Source organism: Nocardia sp. NPDC001965, from assembly GCF_053594175.1.
Genome location: NZ_JBSFDZ010000011.1, coordinates 105732 through 128052, shown reverse-complemented (window position 1 = coordinate 128052; position 22321 = coordinate 105732). Strand labels below are relative to the sequence as shown.

General features: G+C 67.4%; 20 protein-coding genes, 1 tRNA gene and 1 other RNA gene. 14 read left to right on the top strand and 8 right to left on the bottom strand.

What is annotated here, in order from left to right:
* Positions 1 to 17 precede the first annotated feature (17 nt).
* Entirely contained in the window at positions 18 to 1100 is a 1083-nt protein-coding gene (gene hisC / locus ACWCPQ_RS18180; protein WP_449900148.1) for a histidinol-phosphate transaminase, read from the top strand.
* An 8-nt stretch (positions 1101 to 1108) separates the two neighbouring features.
* Here hisC and ACWCPQ_RS18175 read toward each other — a convergent pair whose 3' ends face one another.
* On the bottom strand, positions 1109 to 2173 hold the full coding sequence (locus tag ACWCPQ_RS18175) for an alpha/beta hydrolase (protein WP_449900146.1): 1065 nt from the start codon (positions 2171 to 2173) through the stop codon (positions 1109 to 1111).
* 303 nt (positions 2174 to 2476) lie between these two features.
* On the opposite strand from ACWCPQ_RS18175, the gene ACWCPQ_RS18170 reads away from it, so the two are divergent.
* Genes ACWCPQ_RS18170 through ACWCPQ_RS18160 form a run of 3 tightly spaced genes read left to right on the top strand, consistent with a single transcriptional unit; the run spans position 2477 to position 4809 of the window.
* Positions 2477 to 3610 carry a DNA cytosine methyltransferase gene (locus tag ACWCPQ_RS18170; protein WP_449900143.1) on the top strand — a complete coding sequence of 378 codons (1134 nt, stop codon included), beginning with the start codon at positions 2477 to 2479 and terminating at the stop codon, positions 3608 to 3610.
* The gene (locus ACWCPQ_RS18165) at positions 3607 to 4062 is read left to right on the top strand and encodes a very short patch repair endonuclease (RefSeq protein WP_449900141.1); all 456 of its coding nucleotides are present in this window, start codon (positions 3607 to 3609) and stop codon (positions 4060 to 4062) included. The genes ACWCPQ_RS18170 and ACWCPQ_RS18165 overlap by 4 nt, the downstream gene beginning before the upstream one ends.
* Positions 4063 to 4089: 27 nt before the next feature.
* On the top strand, positions 4090 to 4809 hold the full coding sequence (locus ACWCPQ_RS18160; protein ID WP_449900139.1) for a maleylpyruvate isomerase family mycothiol-dependent enzyme: 720 nt from the start codon (positions 4090 to 4092) through the stop codon (positions 4807 to 4809).
* A gap of 73 nt (positions 4810 to 4882) precedes the next feature.
* On the opposite strand, the gene ACWCPQ_RS18155 is transcribed toward ACWCPQ_RS18160, so the two are convergent.
* Positions 4883 to 7270, bottom strand: coding sequence for an MMPL family transporter (locus ACWCPQ_RS18155; RefSeq protein WP_449900137.1), 2388 nt, complete (start codon positions 7268 to 7270; stop codon positions 4883 to 4885).
* Between the two features lie 256 nt (positions 7271 to 7526).
* Between ACWCPQ_RS18155 and ACWCPQ_RS18150 the strand changes: the two genes are divergently transcribed.
* The 5 genes from ACWCPQ_RS18150 to tgt all read left to right on the top strand — a co-directional run bounded on the left by ACWCPQ_RS18150 (position 7527) and on the right by tgt (position 13846).
* Entirely contained in the window at positions 7527 to 8117 is a 591-nt protein-coding gene (locus ACWCPQ_RS18150) for a TetR/AcrR family transcriptional regulator (protein WP_449900136.1), read from the top strand.
* A gap of 47 nt (positions 8118 to 8164) precedes the next feature.
* Complete coding sequence (locus tag ACWCPQ_RS18145; RefSeq protein WP_449900133.1) at positions 8165 to 8698, top strand: RrF2 family transcriptional regulator; 534 nt, start codon at positions 8165 to 8167, stop codon at positions 8696 to 8698.
* Positions 8692 to 10425 (top strand): ABC transporter ATP-binding protein, encoded by a 1734-nt coding sequence (locus ACWCPQ_RS18140; protein WP_449900130.1) that lies wholly within the window; start codon positions 8692 to 8694, stop codon positions 10423 to 10425. Before ACWCPQ_RS18145 ends, ACWCPQ_RS18140 begins: the two co-directional genes overlap by 7 nt.
* 133 nt (positions 10426 to 10558) lie before the next feature.
* Positions 10559 to 12469, top strand: coding sequence for an ABC transporter ATP-binding protein (locus ACWCPQ_RS18135; protein ID WP_449900128.1), 1911 nt, complete (start codon positions 10559 to 10561; stop codon positions 12467 to 12469).
* 123 nt (positions 12470 to 12592) lie between these two features.
* Positions 12593 to 13846, top strand: coding sequence for a tRNA guanosine(34) transglycosylase Tgt (tgt, locus tag ACWCPQ_RS18130; RefSeq protein ID WP_449900126.1), 1254 nt, complete (start codon positions 12593 to 12595; stop codon positions 13844 to 13846).
* A 408-nt stretch (positions 13847 to 14254) separates the two neighbouring features.
* Here tgt and ACWCPQ_RS18125 read toward each other — a convergent pair whose 3' ends face one another.
* A complete protein-coding gene (locus tag ACWCPQ_RS18125; RefSeq protein ID WP_449900124.1) occupies positions 14255 to 15028 on the bottom strand; it encodes a queuosine precursor transporter in 774 nt (257 codons plus the stop codon).
* 37 nt (positions 15029 to 15065) lie between these two features.
* On the opposite strand from ACWCPQ_RS18125, the gene ACWCPQ_RS18120 reads away from it, so the two are divergent.
* Positions 15066 to 15626: a DUF4190 domain-containing protein gene (locus ACWCPQ_RS18120; RefSeq protein WP_449900122.1), complete on the top strand. Its 561-nt coding sequence runs from the start codon at positions 15066 to 15068 to the stop codon at positions 15624 to 15626.
* Between the two features lie 15 nt (positions 15627 to 15641).
* Here the strand turns inward: ACWCPQ_RS18120 and ACWCPQ_RS18115 are convergent, their stop codons facing one another.
* From ACWCPQ_RS18115 to ACWCPQ_RS18105, 3 genes are read right to left on the bottom strand one after another with little or no spacing between them, the layout of a single operon-like run.
* Entirely contained in the window at positions 15642 to 16355 is a 714-nt protein-coding gene (locus tag ACWCPQ_RS18115) for an RDD family protein (protein ID WP_449900119.1), read from the bottom strand.
* A 46-nt stretch (positions 16356 to 16401) separates the two neighbouring features.
* The gene (gene gluQRS / locus ACWCPQ_RS18110; protein ID WP_449900115.1) at positions 16402 to 17340 is read right to left on the bottom strand and encodes a tRNA glutamyl-Q(34) synthetase GluQRS; all 939 of its coding nucleotides are present in this window, start codon (positions 17338 to 17340) and stop codon (positions 16402 to 16404) included.
* Positions 17337 to 17894: a DUF309 domain-containing protein gene (locus tag ACWCPQ_RS18105; protein WP_449900113.1), complete on the bottom strand. Its 558-nt coding sequence runs from the start codon at positions 17892 to 17894 to the stop codon at positions 17337 to 17339. Before ACWCPQ_RS18105 ends, gluQRS begins: the two co-directional genes overlap by 4 nt.
* 449 nt (positions 17895 to 18343) lie before the next feature.
* Between ACWCPQ_RS18105 and ACWCPQ_RS18100 the strand changes: the two genes are divergently transcribed.
* Positions 18344 to 18541: a DUF397 domain-containing protein gene (locus ACWCPQ_RS18100; RefSeq protein WP_449900111.1), complete on the top strand. Its 198-nt coding sequence runs from the start codon at positions 18344 to 18346 to the stop codon at positions 18539 to 18541.
* 108 nt (positions 18542 to 18649) lie between these two features.
* Entirely contained in the window at positions 18650 to 20002 is a 1353-nt protein-coding gene (locus ACWCPQ_RS18095) for a wax ester/triacylglycerol synthase domain-containing protein (RefSeq protein ID WP_449900110.1), read from the top strand.
* Positions 20003 to 20030: 28 nt separating this feature from the next.
* Here the strand turns inward: ACWCPQ_RS18095 and ACWCPQ_RS18090 are convergent, their stop codons facing one another.
* Entirely contained in the window at positions 20031 to 20768 is a 738-nt protein-coding gene (locus ACWCPQ_RS18090) for a hypothetical protein (protein WP_449900108.1), read from the bottom strand.
* A 156-nt stretch (positions 20769 to 20924) separates the two neighbouring features.
* Here ACWCPQ_RS18090 and ACWCPQ_RS18085 point away from each other — a divergent pair.
* A tRNA-Ser gene (locus tag ACWCPQ_RS18085) sits at positions 20925 to 21010 on the top strand.
* Positions 21011 to 21053: 43 nt separating this feature from the next.
* Here the strand turns inward: ACWCPQ_RS18085 and ACWCPQ_RS18080 are convergent.
* Positions 21054 to 22082 (bottom strand): hypothetical protein, encoded by a 1029-nt coding sequence (locus ACWCPQ_RS18080; protein WP_449900107.1) that lies wholly within the window; start codon positions 22080 to 22082, stop codon positions 21054 to 21056.
* 144 nt (positions 22083 to 22226) lie between these two features.
* Between ACWCPQ_RS18080 and ffs the strand changes: the two genes are divergently transcribed.
* An RNA gene (gene ffs, locus ACWCPQ_RS18075) (signal recognition particle sRNA small type) lies at positions 22227 to 22321 on the top strand.

The window sequence follows — 22321 nt, the reverse complement described above, 5'->3', positions numbered from 1 at the left end:
GGAACTAAGCTCGTTACGTGACCGCGCACATCCGGCCGGACCTCGATTCCATTCCGGCGTACGTTCCCGGCCGCAGCCATCCCGGCGCGGTCAAACTGGCGAGCAACGAGACCACCATCGGTCCGCTGCCCGCCGCGAGCAAGGCCGTCGCCGAGGCGGTGGACCTGGCCAACCGCTATCCGGACAATCAGTCCGGCGAACTGCGGGCGGCGCTCGCGGAGTTTCTCGGCGTCGAGCCGGCGAACATCGCCGTCGGCTGCGGGAGCGTGGCGCTGTGCCAGGAACTGGTACAGATCACCTGCGCGGATCCGGCCGACGAGGTGCTCTTCGCATGGCGCTCGTTCGAGGCGTATCCGATCATCACCCAGGTCGGTAACGCGACCGCGGTGACTGTGCCGCTGACCGATCAGGTACACGATCTGGACGCGCTGGCCGCCGCGATCACCGACCGGACGCGGCTGGTGTTCGTCTGCAATCCGAACAACCCGACCGGGACCGCTGTCGGCCGGGCGGAGCTGGAGCGGTTCCTCGACCGGGTCCCGGGCGATGTGCTGGTCGCATTGGACGAGGCGTACTACGAATATCTGCGGATGACGCCCGGTGATCATCCCGACGGGGTGGAGCTGGCCCGGAGCCGGCCGAATGTGGTTGTCCTGCGCACCTTCTCGAAGGCCTACGGTCTGGCCGGGCTCCGGGTGGGGTACGCGGTGGGGGCCCCGGACGTGATCGCCGCGCTGCTCAAGGTGCATATCCCGTTCAGTGTGAGCCGGGTGGCGCAGGCAGCGGCGATCGCTTCGCTGGAGGCCCGGCACGAGTTGCTGGACCGCACCGAGGCGGTGATCGCCGAACGTGACCGGATGCGCGCCGCGCTGCTCGGAGCCGGCTACCGGGTGCCGATGAGCGAATCGAACTTCCTGTGGATGATCCTGGGGGCCGCGACAGTCGATTTCGCGGAGGCCGGCGCGGCGGCCGGGGTGATCATCCGGCCGTTCGCCGGCGAGGGCGTACGGGTCACCGCGGGGGATCCGCACGAGAACGATCTGTTCCTGGACTTCGCAACGGATCCGGCGACCGCGGCGCGGTTCGCGGGTGGCGCGTAACCGGCGGCTCAGTCGATTCCGAGGCCACCGGCGATGGTGGGCCAGGAGGTGACCAGTTCGTCGGCCCAGTACGGCCACGAGTGGGTCCCGTCCGGGCGGAAGTGGGCCGTGTAGTGGATCCCGAGGGTGTCGAGACGCTGGGCCAGGCGACGAGTGCAGAAATCGGTGGCGGCCTCCAGTGGGCCGCCCATCACGACGCTGGTCGGTGTTTCCGGGTTGTCCACGGTGTCGTGGATGCCGGGTCGGCCGCTGCCGACCGACAGATAGAGCGCCTTACCGCGCAGGGCGGCCGCATGCAGAGTCACGTCGTGGGCCAGCCACTCCGGGTCCTCGGGCGCACCGAACATGTTCTCGGGATCGCCCTTGTAGGTGGAGACGACGACGCGCGCCTGAGCCTGGCCGAGATCGGTCCCGGTCGAGAAGCATCCACTGTGCGCACCGACGGCCGAGTACAGCTCGGGCCTGCGGATGGCGAGCATCATCGCCGCCTCGGCGCCCATCGAGGTACCAATCACCGCATTGCGGCCGTTCCCGGAGAATTCGGCGTCCAGCAGCGGGGGCAACTCCTCGGTGAGGAAGGTTTCCCATTTGTTGACGCCGAGCACCGGGTCGGGGCGCTGCCAGTCGGTGTAGAAACTGGCGGGCCCGCCGACGGTGAACACCACGTTCACCTGTTTGTCCGCGTAGAACTGGGCGGCGCCGCCGCGGTCGAGCCAGTTGTTGCTGTCGGGCTGGGTGCTGCGGCCGTCGAGCATGTAGACGGTGGGGCGCGGGGTGCCGCGGTCGGCGGGCAGCAACACCAGTACCTGGACCGTGCGATGCATGGCCGGTGAGTCCACGAACACCCGCATCAGGCGTTCGTTCACGGGCTGGACGCCGGTGATCGCGGCGTGCGGCGCCGGGACCGGCTCGGCTTTCTCCACCGGACCCGGATCCTCGGCGGAGCCGGTATCGGGCCGCGCCGGCGCGGCGTGCACCGGGCCGGGGGCGGCCATCGCGGCGCCGGGCAGGAGCGCACCGGACAGGGCGAAAGCACCCGACACCACGGTGGCCAGACCGACGCGAAACTTCATGGCGCCCATCCTGCCAGAACCGCGGGCCGGGACCGCGGACCTGACAGCACTCGTGAGAAACCGCTTGACCAGCGGTTTCTATGCCGTTGTCGCTGAAAGGCTCTCGATCGCCGGTGCTCGACGCGCGGGCCGGGCGCAGGTGGCGCGGTGGCGTATCTCACCCTCGCCGCCGGCCACCGGCGCGGGGCCGGTTCCCCGTCGTGTGGGCGGGCACCGTGACCCGTCGGGCCGCCGCGATGCGCGGAGTAACCTCCCTTCGGGAGCCGGACCGGATGGAGAGAGGACCTCGTGACGGGCGCGCGGATGGTTGGGCTTTTCGCCGGGATCGGAGGACTGGAACTCGGTTTGGCAGCGCACGGCTGGCATTCGACCCTGCTCTGTGAGATCGACCCGGGGGCGCGGGCGGTACTGGCGGCCCGGTTTCCCGATGCCGAACTACACACCGATATCACCCGGTTGCGCGCGCTGCCGCCGGATACCGAGCTGGTCGCGGCGGGATTTCCGTGCCAGGACCTTTCGCAGGCGGGTCGGACCGCGGGTATCACCGGTACCCGGTCGAGCCTGGTCGATCATGTGTTCCGGTTGGTCCGGCGCAAACGCGGCCCGCGCTGGCTGCTGATCGAGAATGTGCCCTTCATGCTGCAGCTCGGACGGGGCGCGGCCATGCGTCATATCACCACAGTGCTCGACGAACTCGGCTACACCTGGGCCTACCGGGTGGTGGACGCGCGGGCTTTCGGATTGCCGCAGCGGCGCAACCGGGTGCTGATGCTGGCATCGCGTACCGAGGATCCGCGGCCGGTGCTGTTCGCCGACGAGGCCGGGCCGCGTCTGCTCGGATCACCGGAACACGACCCGTGCGGGTTCTATTGGACCGAGGGCGTCCGGGGGCTGGGCTGGGTGGCCAACGCCGTCCCCACACTGAAGGGGGGTTCGGGGCTGGGGATCGCCAGTCCGCCGGCGGTCCGGTTGCCGTCGGGGGAGATCGTCACACCGGGGATCACCGACGGGGAGCGGCTCCAGGGGTTCGCCGCGGGATGGACCGAACCGGCGCTCGGTATCCCGGGGTTCCGGCCCGGACAGCGCTGGAAACTCGTGGGCAACGCGGTGAGCGTGCGGATGGCGGCGTGGGTGGGGTCGCGGCTGCGGGAACCGGGCGAACCGATACCGGGACATATCCCGCTGCCGCCCGGCAGCACCTGGCCGGGTGCGGCCTGGGGCCGGGCGGGCGAGGCGTTCGAGGTACCGCTCTCACCTTGGCCCGTGCACAACCCGTACGAGGATCTGCGGTTCTTCCTCGGTGACACCCAGTTGCTCTCGGCGCGGGCGACCGCGGGATTCCTCCGGCGGACCGCTATGGGGTCGCTGCGTTTCCCGGCCGGTTTCCTCGACGATGTGCAGGCCCATCTGGATCGGATGGGCGGCTGGGCGGCATGACCGGCGAAGCTCCGGTGCCGCGTTCCCGGCGACCCACCACTGATGCGGTGACCAGTGCGCGGATGTCGCGGCAGCGGCGCGCGCATACCGCTCCCGAACTCGCGCTGCGCCGCGAACTGCATCGGCGCGGTCTGCGCTATTTCGTGGATCGCGCGCCCATTCGCGGGCAGCGGCGGCGCGCCGACGTGGTGTTCCCGCGGCGGCGGGTCGCGGTGTATGTGGACGGCTGCTTCTGGCATCGCTGCCCCGACCACGCCACCGATCCGAAGAACAATGCCGCGTGGTGGGCGGAGAAGCTGGCCGGCAATGTCTCCCGGGATCGGGCCACCGACACCGCGTTACGCGCGGCGGGCTGGCAGGTGATCCGGATCTGGGAACACGAGGACCCGGTGCAGGCCGCCGACCGGGTACAGGCCGCGCTGAGCCCGGGGCCGGAAAATACTGGGGTGTAGTCCTGTCGCCGTCGTAGGGTCGGCTCTGTGCCCAGCGATTTCATCGAACTGCTCACCTCGCGGATGCAGGCGGTAACCGACGCCACCCGCGACTTCCTCGCCACTGTCGACACCCTGGACGACGCGGCCGTCGCCGCCGCCTCGCCGCTACCGGGCTGGACCCGGGGCCATGTCCTGACTCATCTGGCCCGCAATGCCGACAGCCTGGTCAACTTGCTGCTCTGGGCGCATACGGGGGTGGAGACCCCGCAGTACGCCAGTGCGGCCCTGCGGGATTCCGATATCGAAGCGGGCGCCCCGCGCCCACTCGCCGAACAACGGGCCGATCTGGTGGAGTCGGCCGACCGGTTGTCCGGGATGGCGGGAGTGCTCACCGCCGAACAGTGGCGGGCCGAGATCCGGACCAGACAGGGCACGCCGATCGAGGCGACCCGGATTCCGTGGATGCGGTTGCAGGAGGTGCTGATCCATCACGTGGATCTGGGCGCCGGTTACACCCCCGCGCAGTGGCCGGGCGATTTCGTCGCGGAACTGCTCGCCGAGGCCGCTGTCGATCTGGGTGGTCGTCCCGGAGTGCGGCCCTTCGGGATCGACGCGACCGATTCGGGTTTCACGGCGATCATCGGCGCGGGTGAGCCCGAACAGACCGTGACGGGACCGGCGTCGGCGCTGCTGGCCTGGTTGCTCGGCCGCGGCGCGGACGAGGCGCTGCCGCGACCGCTACCCGAACTTCCCGCGTGGCGATGAGGTAGCCCCGGACCGGAAACGAAACGGCCGGCGTCCGTACTGGACACCGGCCGTTTCGTTCGGCTGCCGCGGGTCAGACCCCGGCGGGTTCGGATTCGACCGCAGGGGCCTTGGACCGCTGCTGGATCTCGCGCACCTTGGTGCCCTCGACATCGATATCCGGGAGAATCCGGTCCAGCCAGGCCGGCATCCACCAGGCCCATTTGCCCAGCAGCGCCAGCAGCGACGGGATCAGCACCATCCGGACCAGGAAGGCGTCGAAGAACACGCCCGCGGCCAGGGCGAAGCCCATGGATTTGGAGGTGATGTCCGGCGAGAGCATGAAGCCGCCGAAGACCGAGATCATGATGATCGCGGCCGCGGTGACCACGCGGGCACCGTGGTGGTAACCGCTGACCATCGCCTCCTTCGGGCTCTTGCCGTGTACGAACTCCTCGCGCATCCGGGTCACCAGGAAGACCTGGTAGTCCATGGCCAGACCGAACACCAGGCCGATCAGCACGATGGGCAGGAAGCTGATGATCGGATGCGTGTCCTCGACGATGCCGAAAGCGCCCTCCTGGAAGATCAGCACCGTCACACCGAAGGTTGCCGCCATCGACAGCAGGAAGCCCAGCGCGGCGGTGAGCGGTACCAGGATGGACCGGAACACCAGCAGCAACAGGACGAAGGCGGCCGCCGCGACGATCGCCAGGTACGGAATGATGCTGGTCAGCAGCACACTGTTGACATCGGCGTAGATGGCTGTCTGACCGGTGACGCCGTACTCCATGCCGTACTGCGCTTTCAGCGCGGCTTCGGCATCGCGGGCGTGTTCGACCAGATCCTGGGTCTCGGCGCTGTTCGGACCGGACTCGGGGACCACCTGGAACAGTGCCGCTGTCCCGTCCTGACTGGGCTGCGCGACGCTGAGATAGTCGACGCCGTCATAGCTCGCCAGCGTGTCCCGCAGTGCAGTCAGCGCGGCGTCCCGCTGGTCCTGCGGGGTTTCGGAGAGATCGACCGCCACCACGAGTGCGCCGTTCTTGCCCTCACCGAAGCCTTCGGTCTGCAGTTCGTAGGCCTTGCGGACCGAGGAATCCGCGGGCATGCTGTCGCCGCCGGGCAGGCCCAGGTTCAACTGCGTGGCCGGGGCGGCGAGCGCGCCCAGTACCAGTGCGCTGGCGACCAGCGTCAATACGGGTACCCGGGCGATCAGCCGGGCGAAACGCATCCCGTTGGTGACCGAATCGTCGTCCTCGGGGTCGTGCTGGGCGACCAGCGGCAGTTTCGGTTTGAACAGGAAGCGGCCGAGCGCGCCGAGCAGGGCCGGCATCAGGGTGATGGCGGCGAGTACCGCGAACCCGGCGGCGATGGCGCCGCCGATACCCATCGCGGTGAGGAAGGAGATTCCGACTACCGACAGCCCCAGCAGCGCGATCACAACGGTGAGTCCGGCGAATACGACGGCCGATCCCGCGGTACCGACCGCGACGCCCGCGGCTTCCTCCGGTGAATCCTGCACGACCAGTTCGTGTTTGTACCGGGAGACGATGAAGAGGGCGTAGTCGATGGAAAGCGCCAGTCCGATCATCGAGGCGAGAATCGGGGTGAAGGTCGGCACTTCGGTGAGCGAGGTACCGGTCAGCAGCAACGCGCCCGCACAGGCGACGCCGACGATTCCGGTGATGATCGGGACGAAGGCCGCGACGATGGCGCCGAACGCGATGATCATGACGATCAGGGCGACCCCGATGCCGATCATCTCGGACTGGCCGGATTCGGGCTGGGTCTGGGCGATGGCCCCGGTGAGTTCGACTGTCAGGCCCGCATTACGCCCTTCCTGCGCGATGGCCTCGGCGGCCTGCCGGTTCTCCTCGGTGACATCGGAGAACGTCGGCATCGTGAATTTCGCGTCGATCACGGCGACGGTCTGCGGCGCGTTCTCGTTCAGGACGTTCAGCGGGGCGCCGCCGCACAGCCCTTTGAACTCGGGGGAGTCCCGGCCGTCGAGGCAGTTGGGTTCCGGTGTCGGTGGGGTTTCGCCCGGCGCGAGTTCGGCGGCGGCCTGTGCCTGTTCCTTGGCGGCCTCTTGGCTCGCGGGCATCATCGAGGTGGCCGTCACGGGGTTGACGATCTTCTCGGAGTGGTCGACGATGTCGAGCCCGTTCAGCCGGCCGACCATGGCGTCGAGCGCGGCCTTGTTCGGTTCGTCGGCCAGAGTGCCGTTCTGTGCGGCGATCACATAGGTGCCGTTGATCGCGTCGATGCTGAACATCGCGGCCATCTGCGGCATATGTTCCTCGAGGATGGCGGTCGCCTTCTCCGAAGGCAGGCCGGGCATCTCGAAGCTGTCCTGGAACGGTTTGGCCAGGGTGGCGGCCGCGCCACCGAGGATTACCACTATCAGTGCCCAGATGGGCAGCACTATCCATTTCCGGCGGAAAGCAAGCTTTCCCCATCTGTACAGGAATACGGACACGAGGGATTTCTCCTAGCGAGGCCGGGACGGTCTGGTCATATGCGCTGTGACGAACTGACGGCCGACGTCGCTATCGCGGATCGGGCTGCGCGGCCGGACGCTTTCGCGTGCCCGCAGCCGGTGGATCCGCCTACACGGTGGACGTCAGATGTATCTACCGTACGGTAGGTAGGCTACCGGTAGGTTAAGTGGAGGAACAAGCTCGACTTCCGGTGCCGAGCGGATGGGTCATCCGGGAGAACGAGAGGGGCCGAGCATGGCGAATCGCAGAGCTGGCGATCACGTTACCGCAGGTCGAGACACTAAGCGGGCCATCCTGGACGCAGCCGTACGGCTGTTCGTGGCCAAGGGTTTCGAAGAGACGAGCCTGCGCGAGATCGCGGATGCGGTCGGAATCACAAAGCCGTCGCTCTACTATCACTACGCCTCGAAGCTGGAACTGCTCGTGGCGATCGTCAACCCACTCCTCGACGATCTGCGTGCGCTCGCCGACGAAGTAGAGCAGACCAGCCCCGACCCCGACGCACACCGAAATGTCCTGCAGACCTACATCCGGACCATGATCCGGCACCGCGACGCCGGCGAGATGATGTTGCGCAACGCTGTACCCATCGTCAATGCGCTGGCCGATCAGTATCCGGTGATAGTCGACGCCAACAAGGTGCTGCGGAACTGGCTCGCGGGACCCGATCCCACCGCGGTCCGGCTGCTGCGGGCCAGCGCGGCCATGGAAATCCTGGCCGTCGCGTTGATTTCGAACGAGATCGTCCAGGACACAGGAGATGATGTGGTGGAGGCGACGCTGCTCGACGCGGCGATCGCCGCTCTGCAACCCGGCGCCGACTAGGTTTGTCGGGTCATCGTGCCCGGGCACAGCGAAAGGTCAGGTCAGTCGTGCACATCACCGCCAAGGTGGATCATGCCGTGCGGACTCTGCTCGAGATCACGGCATCCGATCAGGCTGTCGCGGTGAAGGCGGAATCCATCGCGGCGGCCCAGCGGATACCACCCAAAGTGCTCGAGAGCGTCCTGGCCGAACTGCGCCGGGCCGGACTGGTGACCAGCCGGCGCGGCCCCGACGGCGGATACCGGCTGGCCCGCCCGGCCGCCGATATCTCGATCGCCGACATCATCCGTGCCATCGAGGGCCCGCTCGCCTCGGTCCGCGGCCTACGACCGGAAGAAGTCGAGTACGCGGGAGTGGCGCAACCACTGAAAGAGGTGTGGATCGCGCTGCGGGTGAACCTGCGCGCCGTCCTGGAGAACGTGAGCCTGGCCGATATCACCACGAACGGGCTACCCGAGTTCATCGGGACGCTGACCAGCGATCCCGGTGCCTGGGCCCGCCGCGAGCCGCACCTCCCGGCCACGGGGAAAATCACCGGGCGTCCCACCGGTTCGGACGGTAGCGTTCGGTCATCATGTTGATCCGACTGCTCCGTGGTTTCCTGGTCCCGTACCGGAAACAGTTGACCGGGATCGTGGTACTGCAGCTCATCTCGGTGATCGCGATGCTGTACCTGCCGAGCCTGAACGCCGATCTCATCGACGAGGGCGTCACCAAGGGCGATATCGGCTACATCTGGACAGCCGGTCTGCGCATGCTGCTGGTCTCCGGGGTGCAGATCCTCGCGTCCGCGTCCTCGGTGTTCCTGGCCGCGCAGGCCGCGATGAGCGCGGGCCGGGACCTGCGCGGGGCACTGCTGCACCGCGTGAGCACCTTCTCGGCGCGTGAGGTCGGGATGTACGGCGCGCCCTCGCTGATCACCCGCAACACCAACGATGTCCAGCAGGTCCAGCTGCTCATCGTCATGGCCTCGACCGTGGCGGTGATGGCGCCGATCATGTGCGTCGGCGGCATCGTCATGGCGCTGCGCGAAGACTTCGGGCTGTCCTGGCTGCTGCTGATCGCGGTACCGGCGCTCGCCCTGAGCATGGGCCTCATCATCGCCCGGATGGTGCCCGCCTTCCGGCAGATGCAGGCCCGGCTCGACGAGGTGAACCGGGTGCTGCGCGAGCAGATCACCGGTATCCGCGTGGTCCGCGCCTTCGTCCGGGAACCGCTGGAGACCTGGCGGTTCGGTGTCGCGAACACCGACCTCACCGATATCTCGCTGCGGGTGGGCCGCCTGATGGCCCTGATGTTCCCGACGGTCATGCTGATCAGCAATGTCACCTCGGTGGCGGTGATCTGGTTCGGCGGCAAGGCCATCGACGCAGGCGAGATGCAGATCGGTTCGCTGACCGCGCTGCTCTCCTACATCATGCAGATCCTGATGGCCGTCATGATGGCGTCGTTCCTGGCCATGATGGCACCGCGCGCGGCCGTCTCGGCCGACCGGATCTCCGAGGTGCTGGACACCGACGCTTCGGTGCGGTCGCCGGAGCGACCGGAACCGTTCCGCGGCGACCCGGCCGAGGTGCGGGTCCGCGATGTCGCATTCAGCTTCCCGGGCGCCGAAAAACCGGTGCTGTGCCGGATCGATTTCGAGGTGCGGCCCGGCGAGACCACCGCCGTCGTCGGTTCCACCGGTTCCGGTAAGACCACCCTGCTGAACCTGATCCCGCGTCTCATGGATGTCACCGAGGGCACGGTCGAGATCGGCGGCACCGATGTGCGCGACCTGGACCTGGCCGAACTGCGGTCGCAGATCGGCCTGGTTCCGCAGAAGGCGTACCTGTTCTCCGGCACCGTGGCGAGTAACCTGCGCTACGGCAATCCGGACGCCACCGACGAGCAACTGTGGCGCTGCCTCGAGATCGCCCAGGCCGCCGACTTCGTACGGGCCATGCCCCAGGGCCTCGAGACCCCGGTCGCGCAGGGCGGCACCACGGTTTCGGGCGGTCAGCGGCAGCGACTCGCCATCGCGCGAGCCCTGGTACGGGAACCGCGGATCTATCTGTTCGACGATTCGTTCTCCGCCCTGGACGTGGCCACCGACGCGCGGCTGCGCGCGGCCCTGCGCCCGGCGACCAGCGACGCCGCGGTGATCATCGTGGCGCAGCGGATCACCACGATCCGCGACGCGGATCGGATCGTCGTCCTGGAAGACGGTGAGATGGCCGGTGTCGGCACCCATGAGGAACTGCTGCGTGATTGCGCGGAATACCGTGAGATCGTCGAATCCCAGCTGAGCGTGGAGGAGGCCCGATGAGGCGATCCCTCCGCCTTCGCTACGGCCTCCGCCGGACCGTATGTACTGATTCCCGGGGAGGCTCCTCGATGCGATACCTCCGCCTTCGCTACGGGCTCCGCGGGCCGCATGTAATCGTCTCGAAGGAGGCCCGATGAGGCCGGGGATGCCGACCGGGGCTCCGGATGCCAAGCCGAAGTCGTTCAAACCGTCGCTGAAGCGGCTGGTGCGGCGGCTGGTGCCGGAACGGATGCTGGTGGGCGTGATCATCACGCTGGGCGTCGTCTCGGTCGTCCTCAATATCGCCGGCCCCTATCTGCTCGGCAAGGCCACGAACCTGATCTTCAACGGGGTCGTCGGCCGGCAGCTGCCCGCGGGCGTGAGCAAGGACGAGGCCATCGCCGGGCTGCGTGCCCAGGGTCAGAACACCATGGCCGACATGCTGTCCGGGATGGACGTCGTACCGGGAGCCGGTGTCGACTTCGACGCGGTCGGCCGGGTACTGGTCGTGGTGCTCGTGCTCTACCTGGGTGCAGCGGTGTTCGGCTGGTTGCAGGCCTTCCTGCTCAACGATGTGATCAATCGCGTCATCAAACGGCTGCGCTCCGATGTCGAGGACAAGATCCATCGGCTGCCGCTGAGTTATTTCGATTCCGCGCCCCGCGGTGATGTGCTCAGCCGGGTCACCAACGATGTGGACAATGTCTCGCAGAGCCTGCAGCAGACCATGAGCCAGCTGCTCATCTCCGTGCTCTCGGTGATCGGCATCCTCGGGATGATGTTCTGGATCTCCTGGTTGCTGGCCCTGGTCGCGCTGCTGACGGTGCCCGCGGTGATCGTGGTGACCGCGCAGATCGCCAAACGGTCCAAACCGCATTTCGTCGACCAGTGGAAGTACACCGGCCTGGTGAACGCCCAGGTCGAGGAGGCCTACACCGGGCACGAGGTCGTCACCGCGTTCGGCCGCAGCAAGCAGGTCGGCGCCGAGTTCGACGAGCGCAACGATCATTTGTTCAAGTCGAGTTTCAAGGCGCAGTTCATCTCGGGCCTGATCATGCCCGCGTCGATGTTCCTGGGGAACGTCAACTACGTACTGGTCGCGCTGATCGGCGGATTGCGGGTGGCCTCGGGACAGCTGTCACTCGGCGAGGTGCAGGCCTTCATCCAATACTCGCGCCAGTTCAGCCAGCCACTGACCCAGATCGGTGCCATGGCCAACCTCCTGCAGTCCGGGGTCGCCTCGGCGGAACGCATCTTCGAGATCCTCGACGCCCCCGAACAGAGCCCGGACCCGGCGGAGCAGATCGCCCGCCCGCCCGAACGCGGCCGGGTGGAATTCGACGATGTGTCCTTCCGCTACGAACCGGAGACGCCGATCATCGAGCATCTCTCGCTGGTCGCCGAGCCGGGGCATGTGGTCGCGATCGTCGGCCCCACCGGTGCCGGGAAGACCACGCTGGTCAACCTGCTGCTGCGGTTCTACGAACTGGATTCCGGTGCCATCACCATCGACGGGATCGATATCACCAGGTTGAGCCGGGAACAGCTGCGGTCGCGGATCGGAATGGTGCTCCAGGACACCTGGCTGTTCAAGGGCACCATCCGGGAGAACATCTCCTACGGCGACCCGAGCGTGGACGAGGACGGAATCCTCGCCGCCGCGCGCGCGGCCTATGTGGACCGTTTCGTGCACGCGCTGCCGGACGGATACGACACCGTGATCGACGAAGAGGGCACCGGCGTGAGCGCCGGTGAGAAGCAGCTCATCACGATCGCCCGCGCGTTCCTGTCCAAACCGGCGATCCTGGTGCTGGACGAGGCCACGAGTTCGGTCGATACCCGCACCGAACTGCTGGTCCAGCAGGCCACCGCGGAACTGCGCCGGGACCGGACCAGTTTCGTCATCGCGCACCGGCTGTCGACCATCCGGGACGCGGATCTGATCGTGGTGATGGAAGCGGGCCGGATCGTGGAAACCGGAACCCACGACAACCTCCTGGAGCAGCAGGGAGCGTACTACCGCCTCTACAACGCGCAGTTCGCGGCGGCCGCGGTCGAAGCCTGATCCCGGGAGCGAGTCGGGCCCGGAGGCGGTAGTGCGATACCTCCGCCTGCGCTCCGGCCTCCGCGTCGGTTGGTTTGCCGATCGCAGGCCCTCGCTCATGCCCTGTCGATACTGCCTGAGAGGATGTCGGCCGTGTCGGATGGTGTCGGATTCTCGTTCAGTGTCGGTACCCGCCTCGAGGGGCGGCACGGCCGCACCGGTGTGCTGCGGACCCCGCACGGAACCGTCGCCACCCCGGCGTTCGTTCCGGTGGGAACCAAGGCGACCGTGAAAGCGGTGCTTCCGGAGGCGGTGCGTGAACTGGGCGCGCAGGCAGTGCTGGCCAACGCCTACCACCTGTACCTGCAGCCCGGCCCGGATATCGTCGACGAAGCCGGTGGCCTGGCGGCCTTCATGAACTGGCCGGGTCCCACTTTCACCGACAGCGGTGGTTTCCAGGTCATGTCGCTCGGCGTGGGGTTCAAGAAGGTCCTGGCGATGGAGACCGTCGATGTACGTAGCGACGATGTGATCGCCAAGGGCAAGGAACGCCTGGCGAAAGTGGACGACGACGGGGTGACCTTCCGGTCGCATCTGAACGGGTCGAAACACCGTTTCACCCCGGAGGTCTCGATGGAGATCCAGCATCAGCTGGGCGCGGACATCATGTTCGCGTTCGACGAACTCACCACCCTGATGAACACCCGTGGATACCAGGAGAAATCGGTACAGCGCACCCACCGGTGGGCGCAGCGCTGCATCGACGAGCACGAACGGCTCACCACCGAACGCGCGCACCGGCCCTACCAGGCGCTTTTCGCGGTGGTGCAGGGCGCGCAGTACGAGGATCTGCGACGCAAGGCATCCCGTGAGCTCACCGAGATCCGGGGTGGGGCCGGCACCGAATTCGACGGGTACGGAATCGGCGGTGCGCTGGAGAAACACAACCTCGGCGCCATCGTCGGCTGGTGTTGCGACGAACTTCCGGAGGACAAACCCCGCCATATGCTGGGAATCAGCGAACCGGAGGATATGTTCGCCGCGATCGAGGCCGGCGCTGACACCTTCGACTGCGTGAACCCGTCCAGGGTGGGACGCAACGGCGGAATCTATGTGGCGGCCGGGCGGTTCAACATCGACACCCTGCGGTTCAAACGGGATTTCACCCCGATCGACGAGACCTGTGACTGCTACACCTGCGCGAACTACACACGCGCGTATATCCACCACCTGTTCAAGGCCAAGGAGATGCTGGCCTCGACGCTGTGCACGATCCACAACGAGCGGTTCACCATCAGGCTGGTGGACCAGATCCGGGCGAGTATCGACGGCGGATACTTCGACGAGTTCCGCGCCGAAACCCTCGGCCGCTGGCAGGGCCGGATCACCGCGCCGTAGTTTCGGCGTCGCCTCCGGCGCCGCGGGGGCGGGGCCCTCGTGACCCCGGTTCTTCACTCCTACGCTCAGTCGCTGCGCTCCTTCGCTCCGTCGCTCCAGAACCGGGGCGGGCCCCGCCGGCGGGTGTGGACCATCCGGAGCATAGGGAAGGTGTGCGGGAGGGCCTACTCGGCGAACCGGTCGGGCGGCGGCACAGTAGATGCGCGACGATTGCCGGCGACGGACGAGCGACGGTACACGCTCGATCGCCGTGCTCCGTCGATCCGGCGTCAGGGCGTCGTCGACCGTGCGGACCGCCGATGAGGAAGTGGGCGCGCCAGATCACGTGAGGTGTTGCCGGGCGAACGCGGCTCTACCGGTGTGGACGGCCGCTGTCCCGGCGCGGTGGCCGGGGACAACGGGCTGGGGTCAGGAGCGCAGCGGGGCGGCGGTGCTCGGTGCGTAGGTCGGTTCGTTCTTCTTCAACCACGCGATGACCCGGTAGGTCACCGGCAGGACCAGTACCTCGCACAGCGTTTTCCACAGGAAGCCGACGACCACGTAGTTGACGAACTGGCTCCAGCTGTCGATACCGATGGCTGTCGCGGCGATCGAGCAGAAGATCAGCGTATCGGCGAGTTCGCCGACCACCGTCGAACCGATCAACCGGGCCCACAGGTATTTCTCCCGGGTCCGCTCCTTGATCAGGACCAGGGTCGCGGAGTTGAGCAGCTGGCCGACCACATAGCCGGCCAATCCGGCCAGCACCAACTGCGGTGTGGTCCCGATGACGGTTCGGAAGGCCTCCTGGTTCTCGTAGAACACCGCGGCGGGCAACCGGATCGCTACGGCGAAACAGATAACGGTGAGCAGCAGTGCGGCGAAACCATAGAAGACAGCGTGCCGGGTGGCACGGAATCCGTAGACCTCGCTGAGGACGTCACCGAGGATGTAGGCGAGGGGGAACAGGAAGAACGCGGCGTCGGTGCTGATCGGCAGGATCTCCAGAGGTCCGAGGGTCAGCGAACTGCCGGAGAAGAACTGCACCCCCTTGGTCGCGCAGATATTGGAGATGATCAGTGTTGCGGTGAACAGGGCGACGATAGGTGGGTAGTACCCCCGCGCCACCGGTGCGTATGCCGCATGTGCGGGCGCGGGGTGTCCAGACTTGCCGGGTAAGGGTGTTTCGTTCGACTCTTCCACCCGACTATCCAATCAAACTCTCGAATAGGCTGTTGTCATGACGAACCCCGGTGAATCCGACGAGTGGTGGAAACAGTACGGGGGGTCGGGCGTATCGTCGGACCCCGCTGCCGCGCAGCACCCGTCGGGGCCCTCCAGCTATCCGTCGGCACCGCAGTATCCGTCGGCACCGCAGTATCCTTCGGCGCCGCAGTACCCCTCGACCCCGGCCGCCGGCCCCACGCCGCCGCCGGCGCAGCCGTCCTACGGCACTCCGCCCCCGGCCACGCCCTACCCGGCGACACCGTCCTATTCGCCGTACGGTGCCGCGGGGGCCGGTTATCCGGCGAACTACCAGCCCTACGGTTACCCCGCCAACCGCGGTACCAACGGGCTGGCGATCGCCTCGCTGGTCACTTCGCTGGCCGGTTTCGCGACCTGCGGCGCCACCTCCATCGTCGGCATCATCCTCGGCGTGATCTCGCTCAACCAGATCAAGGACAGTGGTCAGGAGGGCCGCGGTATGGCGCTCGCCGGTATCTGGATCGGAGTGGGTCTCATCGCGCTGGGGATCATCTGGTTCGTGGTGATGATCGTCGCGAGTGCCGCCGGAGCGTGAGCCGCCGGGTGTGACTCAGGCCGCGAGGACCTGGGTGCCGCCCGCGAGTTTGTCGTGCCAGCCCTGCCGGTTCGGGTCCTTGTCCAGGGTTGCCGCCGTGTAGAGCATGAGGGCGGCCCCGGCCACCCAGCCCACGCAGGGCACGATCAGGATCGCCAGATAGATGTTGCGCTTCAGTGAGACGAGCGGCGCGACGGTGGGTGCTCCGTCCGGCGCCACGACCTTGAGGCCCAGGATCTTCTTGCCCAGGGTGGCGCCGGTCTTCCATTCCATGAGCACGTAATAGACCAGGGTGACCGCGAAGATGATCGCGTAGCTCACCGACGGCCCGGTCAGCCCGGTGAGGCTCGGCATGAGGACGAAGTTCAGCAGCAGTGCGAGCGGCAGGGCGATGATGAGATTATCGATCAGCCGCGCGGCGAATCGCGGCCAGAGGTTGCCGGGGACCCCGAACGCGGGTTGATACTGCCCGTACTGCTGACCTCCGTACTGTGCTCGAGGAAACACCGTCTGCTGGTAGCGGGGGACCGGCTCGGCCGGTGGCGCCTGCTGCCCGAAGGTCGGTGCGGGCGCGCCGGGCTGTTGGTAGGGCTGTGCGTACGGGTCCGGCTGCGGCGGGTACTGCTCCTGGTGCGGAACGTACTGCCCGGGCTGCGGGTACTGCGGGGGCTGCCCGTACGGCTGCCCGGCCTGGGGGTGGTTGCTGGGGTCGTACCCGCCACTGGTCATCTCGCCTGCCTGAACTCGAAATCCGAAGATCTGGTCGCAGGCCAGGTTACGGACAGCGGCCCGCGACCACCAAGCTGTCGGGATCGAGCACCCAGGGTTCGCGAGGGAGCCGGCCGGGATCGAAACCGGCGAGCAGTTCACCGGCGCCGCGGCCCGCGAGGCCGAGGGAGTCGGCCAGCAGCGCCACCACCTGATCCGCTGTTTCCCCGTGGGTGAGCCGGTCGGCCAGGGTGACCGCGCCGTCACGTTTGGCCAGTCGCTTGCCCTCGGTATTGAGGACCAGCGGAACGTGCGCGTACTCGGGTATCGGTAGGTCGAGCAGCGTGGCCAGATAGGCCTGCCGGGGCGTGGACGGCAGCAGATCGTCACCGCGAACCACCTGGTCGACACCCTGTTCGGCATCGTCGACGACAACGGTGAGGTTGTAGGCGGGGATCCCGTCGCCGCGCCGCAGGACCAGATCGTCGACCGGGCCCCGGTACCGCCCGTGCAGCCGATCGGCGATCTCGAAATCGGTACGGGCCGAACGCAGTCGCAGGGCTGCGGGTCGTCCGGCGGCGCGGCGCTGTGCGCGTTCACCGGCCGTGAGATCGCGGCAGGTGCCCGGGTAGGCGCCCAGCGGTCCGTGCGGGGCGGTGACGGCCTGCTGGATCTCCCTTCTGGTGCAGAAGCATTCGTAGGTCAGTCCGGCGTCGGTGAGCCGGTCCACCGCCGCGGCGTAGGTGTGGAGCCGATCGGACTGACGGGCCACCGGACCGTCCCAGTCGAGACCGATGGCGGCGAGGTCGGCGAGTTGACGTTCCTCGGCGCCCGGTCGCACCCGGTCCAGATCGTCGATCCGCAGCACGAAACGGCGCCCGCTGCCGCGGGCGAAGAGCCAGGCCAGCAGGGCGGTACGCAGGTTGCCCAGGTGCAGATCTCCCGACGGGCTGGGTGCGTACCGCCCGGCCGGGTTCGCGGAAGGTGAGGACGGCATCGGGCTCATGGTAGGCCGCGGCGCAGCCGGGGCATGAGTTCGGACGGATCGATATCCGGTGGAACGTGTCGCCGGTCGCCGGTGTCGTCGGTATCCGTTTCGGGCCCGGGTGGCGCGGTCAGATCGGACAGCAGTGCTTCGGCATGGGCGATCAGACCGGGGCCGTCGAGCCCGTAGGGGAGTTCGCCGGCCGCGTGCCCCGCGGCGACCGGATCGAAGGTCCGCAGCCGCTCGACGGCCCGGACGAGCAGTGTCCGCGCGCCCTTGGGGTTGCCACGTTGGATATGGGTGAGGCCGACTGCGTACTGCGCCAGGCCTTGCCATAGCATGCGTTCGGCGTTCGGGCCGTTCTTCCAGACCGACTCCAGTACTTCGTGCGCGTTGAAGGCCAGCCCCTGATCCAGCAACTGCTGGGCATAGGTGAGGGCCTCGGCGGGGGCCAGGTCCAGGTCGTCGGGTATCCGCGGTACGCCGGGACTTCCCGGCGGCAGCGGGCGCCCCAGTCGGTCCCGGGGCCTGGCGTTGGTGGCACGCCCCAGCTCGTCTCGATCGCGTTCGGGCATGGCGCCATCATCCCGCCGTGGCCCGATCGCCGTTGCGGTAGGGGTATTGACAAATGTTTTACAGTCCATCACCTAACAATCATTTTTACTATTAGTGAGCCCGCGGGTTTTTTGAGCAAAATCGTCCTTATAAGTCTGCAATTACGCAGCAATACGGCATCTTAGCAGGATTGGCAAAAGCCTTGGCCCAGTTGGCAAGAGAGCGGCAAATCTGGTGTGAACCTGCTATTGTTCGGGTTGCGGGGCCCCCTCACTAGGGGTTTTGGTCACCGCGTCAGATGTGTTCGCGGAAGTGCGAGTCCGATCCTGGCAAACCGGATATTTGCTCGCTACTGCGCGTGCATCGGTGTATTCGGTGTAGTCCATCGGATACCAGCTAGTCAGGAACTGTGCAGGAATCGAATATCATTATCGACGCAGCGAAGGAGTGCAGTGCCGTGAAGGTGGATATGACGGGTGCTGTGTGGCGGAAGAGTTCACACAGTGGCCCGGACGGGAACTGCGTGGAGGTGGCATTTCTCGTAGACGGCAGCGTGGCGGTCCGTGACACGAAGGATCACGGCAGTGGGCCGATGCTGGCCTTCGCGCCGGGCGACTGGGCCGAGTTCCTGTCCGGAGTATCGGCGGGAGAAAGCCGCGGCGCCTGACGGTTTTCCCGATATCAGGCAAGGTGGCCCCGGGTCGATCCGACCCGGGGTCTTTGCGTGCGCGGACGCGGATGAACTCGATCCGAAACCATCCTCTAGGGTCGGCCGGTGATCCCGCTGGCGCCCCCGGACGCGACCATGTACTGGCTGTCGCGGCGTACCCGCAACGACCAGTTCCTCCTCTACTGCTTCGCGGAATCGGATCGGGAAACCGCCCGGTTACGCGCCGCGCTGATGCGGCGGTGGTCCGCGATCCCCGAATTGCAGGTCCGGTTGCTTCCGGACCCGACCGGGCTCTCCTATCCGGTGTGGGTTCCCACCGGCTTCGATCCCGATCAGGTCGTGACGCACGACCTCGACCGGCCGCACTGGCCCGAACTGCTCGCCGCCCTCGGCCGGCTGCTGGACACCGGAGTCGATGCGGCGGTACATCCCTGGCGGTTGCACATCTTCCGCGGTATCCGGGACAGCCCCGCACCGGATCCGCGGGTGACCGTCGTGGTCCTGCAGATATCGCATGCGCTGGTCGACGGCCGCGGCGCCGCCCGCATCGCCCGTGCGCTGTTCACCGCGGCGGACGAGGACGGTGCCGGCTCCCCGGCCGCCGCGATCGCACCGGCGCCGCGGTCGCGGATCGCGCTGCGCGCGCTGCGCGGAGCGGCGGAGCTGCCGCCGGGTACGGTGCGAACCCTCCGGCGTGGTTTCGCGGCCGGACGGGCCCGGACCGAGCTGGCAGAGCTGACTGCGGCCGGGCAGGTTCCACCGCCCGCGCACGGGTATCCGCCGGGCCCGCTCAATGTGCCCGGGGAGATCACCGGTCGGGCGGCGCGCATGCTGGTGTTCCCCGCCGCGGATTTCCGGTTACCGGGCCACAGTGTCACCGTGGCGGGCCTGACGGCGATCTCCCTCGCGCTCGAACGGTATCTGCGCGGCCGTGGCGCGGAGGTGACCCGGATGGGTGCTCAGGTGCCCATGGCGATACCGCCCCGGCCCGGCGTGCGCAACAACTACCGCAGCCTCGGGGTGGACCTGGCCATCGGGGAGAAGGAGCCGGCGCGGCGGGCCGCGCACATCGCCACCGATCTGGCCACCCGGCGTACGCGGGCACTGCACCCCCTCCTGGCGGCTCAGGACGCGGTGACTGCGGTCCTGCCCCCACTGCTGCTGCGGCGGGATGTCCGGAACTATCCGATCGATATCGTCCCCGCGGAGATCACCGGTCACACCGTTGTCTCCAGCGTGAACCGCGGTCCGGCCGATCTGAGCTTCGGTGCGGCGCCGGTTCGCTTCACCGCCGGTTTCCCCGCTCTCGGCGCGGTGATGCATCTCACGCACGGTATCCACGGGATGGGTGAGACGGTCACGCTGTCGCTGCACGCCGATCCAGCGGTCGTTCCGGATCCGGACGACTATGCCGATCAGCTGCGTGCGGCTGTGCGTGATATCCGGCGAACCGGGTGAGCGTGGCGCCGCCGGTTGGTTCGATCGGTCAGTTCGGTTCGATATCCAGCTCTTCGCGGGTGGCGCCGATGAGTTCGCGTTCGGCCACCCGGACCTCGCCGAGCAACTGGTTCTTGTGGTCGCGCGCCGCGCGGATCTCCTCGGCCGGGGCGTCCTGCAACTTCTTTCGCTGCAACGTCAGCGCGGCCAGCAGCGCGTCGGAGAGCGTATCGGCCAGCCGGCGCCACTGCTTGTAGTGCTGGTCGGAACCAACCAGGCGCAGCACATTGGCCCGCTCCGAACCGTCCTCCAGATCGTGGATCAGATCACCGATGAGCTCATCGGTCCATTCTTCGTCCCGCCGCAGCGCCTGACAGAGCCGGCCGGACATACTGAGCGTATCGGCGATCGCCGTGACCACCGTGCCGCGACGCCAGTTCTCACCGGCCTGCCCGAGGGCCACCGCATGCGCGGACTCCACCTGGTGATGCGCGGCATCGAGTTGCAGCCGGGTCGTATCGACCTGACGTTTCGCACTGTCGTTCTGTTGCTGGGCGGCCGCGGACAGGGTTCGCTGGGCGCGCTCGTCGGCAGCGACTATCGCGTCCCGGTTCGTCCGGTTGTTGGCCAGTACCGCGATCACGGCCACTCCGCCGAGGATGAGCGAACCGAGCAGTGGCAGCCACGACTGCCACCAAGCCGGGGAACTCTGAACGACTTCGATCACCTGGGGATCCACGGCGCCCATCATGGCACCGTCGGCGCGAGCAGGCGCGACGGCCGTCACAATTCGGTGATCAGCGTGGCATACTACTGGATATCTTGCAGGGTAACGGGATTCATGCTATGAAAGCCGACTCGGTGTCGATCTCGGGCCGGTCACCGGACCGGGGATGAGCGGGCGTTTTCACGATGCGCCGGGGTGGCAGGTATGCTGCTCGGCGGAGGATTCGCCTAGTGGCCTATGGCGCTCGCCTGGAACGCGGGTTGGGTTAACAGCCCTCGCGGGTTCGAATCCCGCATCCTCCGCAGCCGAAACCGCCGGTGGGATTCCCACCGGCGGTTTCTGTATCTATTTGCGCAGTTCGTCCAGTGCCTTGCGGACCTGGTCCCGGCAGATCCGGTCCACCGTCGAGCGGTCGATCGTCCCGTCGTAGGTGATGTACAGGTTCACCTTGACCGAGACATTGTCCGCTTTCGCCGCGACCGTGTAGTCCAGGGTCTGGAACGACGAGTAATCGGTGGTCTCGGACGCGTAGTAGGCGTCCTCGCCCAGCCCGGTCACCGCGCCGGAGGCGTAGTCGGTGCCGGTGGTGGCGGTATCGGATTTCTTCCAGTCGTCGTAGCCGTAGGAGCCGTATTTGCTTTCGAAGGCGACGTCGAAGGCGAGCCGGGCGCTGTTGGAGTCGGTCCCCTCCTTGCTCACCTGGCAGTTGAGCGATCCGCCGCCGTAGCTCTCCGGGGCATTCTCCTGATGGGTCGTCTCGTCCAGGTTCGTGGCCCACTGGTCCAGAACCGAGGCGTCGACAAGGTCACAGGAGTTGGTGACATCCTCCATGCTGTAGTCGCCGTCCGCCCCCTCCGACCCCGAATCGGAGTTCACCAGGGCGATACCCCCGATCCCGCAGATGAGCAGGATCACGAACAACACCACACCCACCACGATCAGAGCGGTGTTGTTCTTCGACCGCGACCGGGCGGCCGCTGTGGCCCCGTACCCGGTGGGGCCGGGGAAGCCGGGCTGTCCCTGCCAGGTGGGACCGGGAGCCGGATACTGCGGTTGCCCGCCTCCGTACTGCTGTCCGCTCCCGTACTGCTGCTGTCCGCTCGGGAACTGTTGTTGTTGCCCTCCGGGGTGCTGCTGGCCGCTCGGATACTGCTGACCACTGGGGTACGGCTGTTGCCCACTCGGGTGCTGCTGCCCGCCGCCGGCATGGGGCGCCGCGTGCGGGTTCTGATCGCTGGGGAACTGCGCGCCCGCGTTCGGGTTCACCATTGTCGGATCGGCACCCGGTCCCGCTTCGCCGGCCCCGCCGCCCGGCGTCTCCCACCACTTCGTCTGTTCCGCGCGCTCGTGCTCCGGCGGATTCTCCTTGGTCATCCTGGCCATCCCCTCGTGTGGTGAGGGAATATCCCCCGCCGACTCAGAAGAATGTTAGCGAGCACAGGGCCTGCCCGTACCCGGCCCGGTACAGGCGATACCGCCCCCTGCGGCATGCAATCGTGGGCAGCCGCTACACTGGCCGACGGATCCCGCGCGGCGCGCATCCTGTGAACTCCCCCAGGGCCGGAAGGCAGCAAGGGTCAACGGGCTCTGCCGGGTGCGCGGGGTCCCCTTAA

Excerpts from the sequence above, each read along its gene's own strand:
- ACWCPQ_RS18150 (WP_449900136.1), top strand. The coding sequence starts at position 7,527 with ATGGCGAATCGCAGAGCTGGCGATCACGTTACCGCAGGTCGAGACACT.
- ACWCPQ_RS18135 (WP_449900128.1), top strand. The coding sequence starts at position 10,559 with ATGAGGCCGGGGATGCCGACCGGGGCTCCGGATGCCAAGCCGAAGTCG.
- gluQRS (WP_449900115.1), bottom strand. The coding sequence starts at position 17,340 with ATGAGCCCGATGCCGTCCTCACCTTCCGCGAACCCGGCCGGGCGGTAC.
- ACWCPQ_RS18105 (WP_449900113.1), bottom strand. The coding sequence starts at position 17,894 with ATGCCCGAACGCGATCGAGACGAGCTGGGGCGTGCCACCAACGCCAGG.
- ACWCPQ_RS18080 (WP_449900107.1), bottom strand. The coding sequence starts at position 22,082 with ATGACCAAGGAGAATCCGCCGGAGCACGAGCGCGCGGAACAGACGAAG.
- ACWCPQ_RS18100 (WP_449900111.1), top strand. The coding sequence starts at position 18,344 with ATGACGGGTGCTGTGTGGCGGAAGAGTTCACACAGTGGCCCGGACGGG.
- ACWCPQ_RS18140 (WP_449900130.1), top strand. The coding sequence starts at position 8,692 with ATGTTGATCCGACTGCTCCGTGGTTTCCTGGTCCCGTACCGGAAACAG.
- ACWCPQ_RS18170 (WP_449900143.1), top strand. The coding sequence starts at position 2,477 with ATGGTTGGGCTTTTCGCCGGGATCGGAGGACTGGAACTCGGTTTGGCA.
- ACWCPQ_RS18115 (WP_449900119.1), bottom strand. The coding sequence starts at position 16,355 with ATGACCAGTGGCGGGTACGACCCCAGCAACCACCCCCAGGCCGGGCAG.
- ACWCPQ_RS18175 (WP_449900146.1), bottom strand. The coding sequence starts at position 2,173 with ATGAAGTTTCGCGTCGGTCTGGCCACCGTGGTGTCGGGTGCTTTCGCC.
- tgt (WP_449900126.1), top strand. The coding sequence starts at position 12,593 with ATGTCGGCCGTGTCGGATGGTGTCGGATTCTCGTTCAGTGTCGGTACC.
- ACWCPQ_RS18165 (WP_449900141.1), top strand. The coding sequence starts at position 3,607 with ATGACCGGCGAAGCTCCGGTGCCGCGTTCCCGGCGACCCACCACTGAT.
- ACWCPQ_RS18120 (WP_449900122.1), top strand. The coding sequence starts at position 15,066 with ATGACGAACCCCGGTGAATCCGACGAGTGGTGGAAACAGTACGGGGGG.